Source organism: Streptomyces sp. Ru72 (assembly GCF_002920635.1).
GTDB lineage: Bacteria > Actinomycetota > Actinomycetes > Streptomycetales > Streptomycetaceae > Streptomyces.
In genome coordinates, this window is record NZ_PQSR01000178.1 from 1 (window position 1) to 8488 (window position 8488).

An 8488-nucleotide genomic window follows, 5' to 3' on the forward strand; every position below is an offset into this window, starting at 1 on the left:
ACAGCGGGAGCGGACGCTCCGCGGGCGCCCAGGGTCCGGGCGGCCCGGGCGGCTTCGGCGGCCAGGAAGGCCAAGGCGGTCAGGGGGGCCAGGGGGGCCAAGGTGGTCAGGGGGGCCAGGGCGGTCCGTTCGGCGGGCAGGGCGGGCCCTTCGGCGGTGGCTCCGGGGGTTCGGGCGGCCAGACGCCCGCGCCCGGTCGGCCCGGGCAGCCGGGGACCGAGGACGGGTACGCCACCGACCCGTTCAACGGCATCAGCATCCCGGTGCCCGCCGGATGGACGGGACAGACCGTCGAGGGCGGGGCGGCCGTCCAGTCGAGCGACACCTACAAGTGCCCCGGTGACAGCTCGAAGACCTGCAACACCGGCGGGGCCTACTCGGCCTCGGCCGAACAGCAGGGGCTGACGGCCACGACCGCCCGGGCGGCGGCCGAGCAGGACATCGCCAAGAACGCCCAGGAGTCCTACGGCGGCACGTCCTACGGCGGAATCACCTCGCACCAGGTGCTGGCCTCCGGGGCGGTGACCGTGGCCGGGCAGAAGGGCTACATGGTCCGCTGGAAGGCGGTCACGGCCAAGGGCACGGACGGCTATGTCGAGTCGCTGGTCTTCCCGTCGCCCGCCGACTCCCGGCAGCTCGTCGTCGTGCGCTTCGGCCTCGACGCCGGGTCCGGCGCGCCCAAGCCGTCCGTCCTGGACCAGATCGCCGAGGGCATCAAGGAGTCGTCGGCGGGCGGCCCCGGACAGAAGGTCTAGGGGGTTCGTTCGCAGACGACTCCCCTGGCCGCCCCGGCCGATGCGATGCGGCCGGGCGGGGCTCCCCTCCGCTCCGGAGGAGCCCCGCCCGGCCGGGGATGCGCGCCGCCCCCGTCCCCACGGTGCGGCGCGGTCGGGCCGACGTCCGGTCATCCCACGGACGGCGACCCGGTCCTCAGGTGAGTCCCAGCGACGGGAGCACCACGGCCTCGACGAAGCGCGTCAGGTACTCCTCGTCCGCGTACTCCCCTTCCAGGAGGGGGCGGACCCGCAGCACGCCCAGCACCTGTGCGGGGATGTACTCGAGCGCCGGATGGCCGGCGGGCACCTCCCCGCGCTCCACGCCACGCCGGACGATCTCCTGCAACGCCCGGACCTCGGGCTCGACCAGTGCTTCGCGCAGTGCCCGCGCGAGCTCCGGGTCCTGCATCGCGGCGTGGCCGAGGGCCTGGTGGAGCTTGGTGTCCCGGCGCGACCACTCGGCCGCGGTCCGCGCGACGGCGCGCAGGTCCCCGGCGAGCGAACCGGTGTCGACGCCCGCGAACCGCGGGCAGCGACTGGCCCTCAGGGCGGCGGCCACGAACTGCGGCTTCGTCCGCCACTGCCGGTACAGCGTCGACTTGCTGCACCGGGTGACGGCGGCGACGCCCTCCATGGTGACCGCGTCGTAGCCGCATTCGCGGATCTGCTCCAGCACGGCGTCGAAGAACTCCTGCTCGCGCTCGGGCGTGAGCTTGGAGCGGCGCGAGGCGGCCGCCGACTGCGGTGCCTCCGCTGCCTGCGACGTCATGGCTTCTGCTCCTCGGTCGTGGTGCCGGCCGGGTGGGCCGCTTCACACCAGTGTATCGATACGTCAGTGTACCGGTACGCGAGCGTATCGGTACACTGACGTATCGATGAGCCTTGGACAGGACCCACTCCTCTGTCGAGTGGATCCCCTCCTGGGCTCACCACGCACCACCCCACGCACGACTGTCAGCAAAGGGGGGCGGGGATGGATTCCCGCACCGAGCCCGACGGAGAAGGGGCAGCCGCGATACACCGGCCGCCCCTCGTCCGCGAGCTCCTTCTCGTCGCCGGGCTCTTCCTGGTCTACAAGTTCGGCCGGCAGCTCGCGAACGGCCACACCACGGAGGCGTTCCACAACGCGCACCGCGTCTGGGACTGGGAGCGCGCGCTGCGGCTGCCGGGCGAAGGCGCCGTGCAGTCCGCACTGCTGCACGGCGACACCCTTGTCCGCGCCGCGAACCTCTACTACGTGGCCGTGCACTTCACGGCCACCGCGGCGTTCCTGGTGTGGCTGTACCTGCGGCGGCCGGACCACTACCTGTGGGCCCGCCGGGTCCTCGCCCTGGTCACCGGCGCGGCGCTGGCGCTGCACCTCACCTTTCCGCTCGCCCCGCCGCGGATGCTCCACCTGGCGCACCTGGTGGACACCGGTCAGCTGTACGGGCCGACGGTGTACGGGGCCAAGCCCGCGACCGACTCGATGGCGAACCAGTTCGCCGCCATGCCCTCGCTGCACTTCGGCTGGGCGCTGATGGTCGCGGTCGGCCTGATCGCCGCGACCCGGTCCCGATGGCGGTGGCTGTGGCTGCTGCATCCACTGGTGACGCTGCTCGTGATCGTCGGCACGGCGAACCACTACTGGCTCGACGCGGTCATGGCGACGGCTCTGCTGGGCATCGCCCTGCCCGTGGTCCCCAGCCCGTCGGCGAAGCCGCAGGGCATCGGGCCGGCTGCGCGGCGCCCGGTGCCGGCGGCGAGGTCCGCGTCGCCCAGGACGGCCGACGGCCCCGGTCTGGTGGGGGCCGGGCGATGAGCGCCGCCGTCCTCGCGATCGCCCTGTCCCTGTTCTCCGCGGTCGCGTACGCGGCCGCCGCCGTGGCTCAGGAGCGGCTCGCCGCCCGGGAGAGCGGGACCGGTGTGGTCCGGCTGCTGGCGCACGGCGCCTGGTGGTGGTCGGTCGCGCTGAACGCCTCCGCCGCGCTGTTGCACGTGGCCGCTCTCAAGTTCGGCCCGCTGACGCTGGTGCAGCCCCTCGGCGCGCTCACCCTGGTGGCCGCGGTGCCGCTGGGCGCGCGGGCGGCGGGGCGCCGGGTCCGCGGGGTGGAGTGGCGGGGCACGGCCCTGACGCTGCTCGGCCTGGCCGCGCTGCTGGTGACGGCGTCCGGGCCGGAGCCGGACGAGGTCCTGAGCCTGCCCGAGGCGCTGGCCGTGGCCGGGGCGACCACCGCCGTGATCGGCGTGCTCTCCCGGTCGGGTGCACGCCCGGGTCTTCGGCACGCGACCGCTTCCGGCTTCGCGTCCGGTGTCGCCTCGGCGCTCACCCAGACCGTGACGGTGGCGGCGACGGACCGATCGGCACCGCCGCTGAGCGCGCACGTCGTCGTGGTGGCGCTGCTGGTGGCGCTGTTCGCGACGGCCGGCCTGCTGCTGTCGCAGACCGCGTACCGGGACGGCCTCGGCGCGCCGCTCGCGCTCGTCACCCTCGCGAACCCGCTCGCGGCGGCGATGATCGGCCTCAGCCTGCTGGGCGAACGCCTCCAGGGAGGCCCGGTGGGTCTGCTCCTCGCGGCAGCGGGCGCGGGCCTGGCGTCCTGGGGCGTGGTGACGCTGTCGCGGTCCGGCCCCGCTGCCCCGGCCCCGGTCGACGACGACCACCCGGTCGCCGCGGTGCTGGCTCTGGAGTCCGGGCCGGCCCCCTTGGAGCCGTCGTTGCCCGCTCAGCGGCCGGCGGCGCCGGAGCGCCTGACCACCCTGTGACCACAACGGTGGCCGGCACGTGTGAGCACGTGCCGGCCACCGCCGTGTCTTCCGTCCTCGCTCCGCCTCAGCCGAGGCCGCGGGAGTCCTGCTTCAGCGCCGTGTCCACGGTCAGTGCGGTCGCCACCACCAGGCTCAGCAGCGGCTCGGGCAGCTGGTAGTGGATCTGCAGGACGTAGTTGTCCGCGGTCGTGAACATCGTCTTCGCCAGGCCCTCCCAGGTCTTGGTGATCCGGGCGACCTCGTTCTCGGCGTGGTCGACGATCGAGAAGTTCCAGGCGCGCCAGTTCTCCGCCTTGATCGCGCCGACCTGCCGGCCGTCCACGTTCATCGCGAAGTGGATCTTCCCGATCATGTTCTGCTGGACGATCTCGCCCACGACCTGACCGTCCGGGCGCTCGACGACCACCCGCGACTTGAAGACCTTGGCGGGCCGGGTCAGCACCAGCTGCGGCTGCCCGTAGGCGTCGCGGATCTCCAGCTTGTGGGTCATGAACTGGTCGAGACTGGAGACGAAGCGCACAGCCTTCTTCAGCGCGCTCTGCCCGACCTCCGTGACCGATCCGATCTGGTTGCCGTTCTGGTCGAAGACGCTGTACTCGTTCGTCAGCTCGATCAGCTTGGCCTTCTGGTTCACGACCAGCACCGGTTCGGTGAACAGCGTGCCGCCGCCGGGGCCGCTCGGGGCGACCCCGGCCTGCTGCTGCACCTGGTGCTGGACGCGCTGGTCGTGGGCCGCGGCCTGGTGACCGTACGCCTGCTGACCCTGCGACTGCTGACCGTACGCCTGCTGACCCTGCGGCTGCTGCGCCGCGGGCGCCTGCTGCGGCGCCTGCGACGCGGCCTGAGCCTGCTGGTCGGCGTGGGTGTGCTGCGTCCACTGCGAGCCGTCCCAGTAGCGCAGCGTGTGCGGTGCGCCGTGGGGATCGGGGTACCAGCCTGCAGGCGTGTTCGAATGCGTGGTCACCGGGGCACACTACCGCGAGCCGGCCCGAAAACCACCGCACCGGGCTCCCCCGTCAGTCCGTCACGATCGCGGGGTCGCTCACACCCGGCCGCCCGTTCTCCACGTGCCCGGCGAAGCGGCGCAGGAAGGACGGGTCGGACTCGGAGGTGACGGTGAGGTCGTACCAGCGGCTGCTCGACCCGAGGTCGACGGTGTGCTTCACGGTGGCACCGGGGCGCACCGTGACCGTCTGCGGGCGGCCGCCGTAGCCGCTGGTGACCCTCAGTTCCACCGAGCCGGAACCCCGGTTGGTGAACGTCAGCTCGAGGTCGTCACCCGTGTGCCGGGCGGTGACCTCCTCACCGGTGGTCTTGTCGCCGCCCTTGAAGGCGCGCAGGAAGCCGTTCGGGCCGTGCACGGTCAGGTCGTACGAGCCCTTGGAGTACGCGGAGTTCCAGGTGTCCGAGACCGACGTGCCGGCCTCGGTGGTGTAGGTCCACGGGCCGTCGGTGCGGTTGCCGGAGGTGACCAGGAAGGCGGCACCCGCGTGCGCGCCGGAGGCGAAGGTCAGGGTGAACGTCCCGGCCGCGGTGTCCGCCGAACCGTCCACCGACGGCGCGTACTTCAGCGGGCGGGTGGGCCGCAGGCCGCGCTCCTGCTTGGGCAGGGTTCCGTCGGCGGGCGGGGTCGGCACATAGTCGGGGTGGCGGTCCCGGTCCGGCGGCTGGTAGCCGTCGGTGGACGGCAGCGCGACCGGCCTGGTGTCCTTGCGGGAGAAGTCGAAGGCGGAGGTCAGATCGCCGGATATGGCACGCCGCCAGGGCGAGATGTTCGGCTCGTGCACACCGAAGCGGCGCTCCATGAACCGGATGACGGAGGTGTGGTCGAACGTCTCGGAGCAGACGTAGCCGCCCTTGCTCCACGGGGAGACGACCAGCATCGGCACGCGCTGCCCGAGCCCGTAGGCGCCGGCGACATGGCTGCCGTCGCCCTTGAAGAGGTCCGGTCCCACGTCGACGGTGGACCTGCCCTGCGCGGCGGAGGCGGGCGGGACGGGCGGTACCAGGTGGTCGAAGAAGCCGTCGTTCTCGTCGTAGGTGATGAACAGGGCCGTCTTCGCCCACACCGCCGGGTCGGAGGTGAGTGCGTCGAGGACCTGGGAGATGTACCAGGCGCCGTAGTTGGCGGGCCAGTTGGGGTGCTCGGTGAAGGCCTCGGGGGCGACGATCCAGGAGATCTGCGGCAGCTTGCCGGACTTCACGTCGGCCTTGAGCTGGTCGAAGAAGCCCTCGCCCTTGCGGGCGTCGGTGCCGGTGCGGGCCTTGTCGTAGAGGGGGTCGCCGGGCTTCGCGTTCTGGTACTGGGTGAAGTACAGCAGGGAGTTGTCGCCGTAGTTGCCGCGGTAGGCGTCCTGGATCCAGCCCCAGGAGCCGTTCGCGTCGAGGCCGTCGCCGACGTCCTGGTAGATCCTCCAGGAGACGCCCGCCTTCTCCAGCCGCTCGGGGTAGGTGGTCCAGCTGTAGCCCGCCTCGTCGTTGCCGAGGACCGGGCCGCCGCCCTTGCCGTCGTTGCCGGTGCAGCCCGTCCACATGTAGTAGCGGTTCGGGTCGGTGGAGCCGATGAACGAGCAGTGGTAGGCGTCGCAGACGGTGAAGGCGTCGGCGAGCGCGTAGTGGAAGGGGATGTCCTCGCGGGTCAGGTACGCCATGGTCGTGGAGCCCTTGGACGGCACCCACTTGTCGTACCTGCCCCCGTCGAAGGCGGCGTGTCCGTCGTTCCAGCCGTGCGGCAGGTCCTGGATGAAGGCGAGGCCCAGGTCGTCGGCGTCGGGGTGGAACGGCAGGATGTCCTTGGTGCCGTCCGACTGGTGCCAGACCGTCTTGCCGTTCTGCAGGGTCACCGGGCGCGGGTCACCGAAGCCCCGGACTCCTCTGAGGGTGCCGAAGTAGTGGTCGAAGGAACGGTTCTCCTGCATCAGGACGACGATGTGCTCGACGTCCTCGACGGTGCCGGAACGGTGGTTGGCGGGAAGGGCCGCGGCACGCTCGATGCTGCTGGAGAGCGCGGTGAACGCGGCGGTGCCGCCCGCGAGTTGGAGGAATCGGCGCCGATTCACTTCAGGCATGACGGGGTGACCTCTTGTCCTGACGGGGCGCGATACGCCGGGTGGTGAGGGAACCTGCGCGAAGGGAGTGTTCCAGGAGCACCAAACGTCAGGAAAGGGTCCGGTGGCACCGATGTGAAAGTCGGCGGTACGGGAGATGTGGGGCCGGCCAAGGGCCGTTGTGGCGTCGGCCAAGACCCGGTGTGGAAGCCGCCAAGAGCCGCCCAAGGGGGTCGGTCACGGGCCGGGGCCGCTCGATCAGGTGTGGCGCCCGCCGTCCGCCGCCGGGCCGATGGGCAGTGCCAGGTGCGCCAGGTCGGCCGGCCGGGGGGTGGTCACCGGCCAGAGCGGCGCGGGGGTCCCGTCGACGACGGCCGCCGGGGCGTCGGTCAGCTTCATCCGCTCGCGCAGGCGGCCGTAGAAGTCCATCGGGCCCAGCCGGATGGCCCTCAGGCGCCGCGGGGCGGGGTACACGCCGATCCAGTCCCCGGGGTACAGGACGCCCCGCAGCTGCCCGTCGATGCTGACGGCGGCCTGGCCCGACCTCTCGAGGACCTTCAGGGCCACGGGTTCGTCGGGGGCCGCCACGACCGAGCGGTTGAACGCCATGTGCGGGGCGACGGGCGTGAAGACCAGGGCCTCCGCGCGGGGCGAGACGACCGGGCCGCCGGCGGCGAAACTGTAGGCCGTCGAGCCCGTCGGTGTGGCCACCAGCAGCGCGTCGGCGGAGTAGGAGGCCAGCAGCCGGCCGGCGAGGTAGACGCCCACCGACACCTGCCGGTCCCGTGCCAGCTTCTCCAGTACGACGTCGTTCAGCGCCATGACGTTCAGCGGGATGCCCCAGTCGTCGCAGACCTCGCAGTGGGCACGCACCTGCGGGGGCGGCAGCAGCGGCCCACGGCCGTACCCTGTGAGCGCCTCCATCTCCGCCGGTACCTCCAGCCGGCGCGAGGCGCGCAGGGTGAGCAGCATGCGGTGGTCGACCGAGAACCGGTTCTGCCGGACGGCGTCGAGCGCCTCGCGCACTCGCGTGACGGGCACCTCCGTCAGGAAGCCCACCCGGCCGACATCGACCCCCAGGACCAGGGCGTCGTTCTCGGCGGCCAGCCGGGCACCGCGCAGGAAGGTCCCGTCCCCGCCCAGGGTCACGATGAGATCCGGGTCGCCCGCGGAGTTCACCTCGTCCCGGGCGTGGCGCCGCTCACCGTCCTGCCACACGTCGATGTCCGCGTACTGCACCGCGTGCTCGGCGCACCACGCTCGGACGGTCCGCGCCGCGTCCACGGCTTCGGCGCGGCCGCCGTGGACGACCAGGCCGATACGTCCCACCGTCACGTCTCCGCCTCCCCGTCACCTCGCGGATGGTCACCTGCTCGGCAGGCCCGGGTGTCTGCTCACCGTGCCCCTCTCCAGTCTGGCGGCGTTCGGCCCCTACGTCAGCGCGGGGCGAGCTCGGACGTGGACGCCCGCGGTGCGGCCGGATCAGCGGTGTGAGGGGGCCGGGCTGCGCAACGGGCATGGAACCGGCACCGCACGCCGCCGATGATCGCACTCGCCTTCCGCACCGACCCGCGCGCCGCCCGCATGGGCAGCGGTCATGGTCCCGGCTCGCCTCTCGACGGTTGTCGCGGGCGCACCCCTCATGGTGCGGACCGGCCGGGGCGGTGCGCTGGGCCGCGATGCCCTGTGGTCGGCACGGCTCTGCGCTCGGACGTGTTCGTGTGACACCACGGCCACTGTCGGCCCTTTCAGCAACACGGTGGGCCGACGTCAGGCACCGAGTGCGGTGCGCAGCGTGGTGGCCATCAGTTCGATGGCCTCTCTCCCCGCCGGCACCGGGCCGATGTGCGTGAAGTAGTGGTCGGCACCCTCGAACACACGGTGGGTCACCGGAACACCGGCGGCCTCCAGGGCCTT

Annotated in this window: 7 protein-coding genes and 1 pseudogene; 3 read left to right on the forward strand and 5 right to left on the reverse strand. The window is 72.5% G+C overall.

What is annotated here, in order from left to right; translation table 11 throughout:
* A partial coding sequence (locus C3488_RS38355; RefSeq protein WP_181139366.1) for a hypothetical protein occupies positions 1-755 on the forward strand: 755 nt, incomplete at its 5' end.
* A 175-nt stretch (positions 756-930) separates the two neighbouring features.
* Here C3488_RS38355 and C3488_RS38360 read toward each other — a convergent pair.
* Positions 931-1545, reverse strand: a complete 615-nt coding sequence (locus C3488_RS38360; RefSeq protein ID WP_103845460.1) for a TetR/AcrR family transcriptional regulator — start codon at positions 1543-1545, stop codon at positions 931-933.
* A 204-nt stretch (positions 1546-1749) separates the two neighbouring features.
* Here C3488_RS38360 and C3488_RS38365 point away from each other — a divergent pair, with 204 nt between their 5' ends.
* Both C3488_RS38365 and C3488_RS38370 read left to right on the forward strand, forming a co-directional pair.
* Positions 1750-2577, forward strand: a complete 828-nt coding sequence (locus C3488_RS38365; RefSeq protein WP_103845461.1) for a phosphatase PAP2 family protein — start codon at positions 1750-1752, stop codon at positions 2575-2577.
* Positions 2574-3521 (forward strand): hypothetical protein, encoded by a 948-nt coding sequence (locus C3488_RS38370; RefSeq protein WP_103845462.1) that lies wholly within the window; start codon positions 2574-2576, stop codon positions 3519-3521. The genes C3488_RS38365 and C3488_RS38370 overlap by 4 nt, the downstream gene beginning before the upstream one ends.
* A 67-nt stretch (positions 3522-3588) precedes the next feature.
* Here the strand turns inward: C3488_RS38370 and C3488_RS38375 are convergent, their stop codons facing one another.
* The 4 genes and pseudogenes from C3488_RS38375 to C3488_RS42255 all read right to left on the reverse strand — a co-directional run.
* Complete coding sequence (locus C3488_RS38375; protein WP_103845463.1) at positions 3589-4488, reverse strand: phospholipid scramblase-related protein; 900 nt, start codon at positions 4486-4488, stop codon at positions 3589-3591.
* Between the two features lie 52 nt (positions 4489-4540).
* On the reverse strand, positions 4541-6592 hold the full coding sequence (locus C3488_RS38380; RefSeq protein WP_103845464.1) for a phosphocholine-specific phospholipase C: 2052 nt from the start codon (positions 6590-6592) through the stop codon (positions 4541-4543).
* Positions 6593-6829: 237 nt separating this feature from the next.
* Positions 6830-7906, reverse strand: coding sequence for an NAD(+)/NADH kinase (locus C3488_RS38385; protein ID WP_103845465.1), 1077 nt, complete (start codon positions 7904-7906; stop codon positions 6830-6832).
* A 435-nt stretch (positions 7907-8341) separates the two neighbouring features.
* Positions 8342-8488 (reverse strand): annotated as a pseudogene (locus C3488_RS42255) (alpha/beta hydrolase); the annotation flags it as partial.

Excerpts from the sequence above, each read along its gene's own strand:
- C3488_RS38380 (WP_103845464.1), bottom strand. The coding sequence starts at position 6,592 with ATGCCTGAAGTGAATCGGCGCCGATTCCTCCAACTCGCGGGCGGCACC.
- C3488_RS38370 (WP_103845462.1), top strand. The coding sequence starts at position 2,574 with ATGAGCGCCGCCGTCCTCGCGATCGCCCTGTCCCTGTTCTCCGCGGTC.
- C3488_RS38365 (WP_103845461.1), top strand. The coding sequence starts at position 1,750 with ATGGATTCCCGCACCGAGCCCGACGGAGAAGGGGCAGCCGCGATACAC.
- C3488_RS38360 (WP_103845460.1), bottom strand. The coding sequence starts at position 1,545 with ATGACGTCGCAGGCAGCGGAGGCACCGCAGTCGGCGGCCGCCTCGCGC.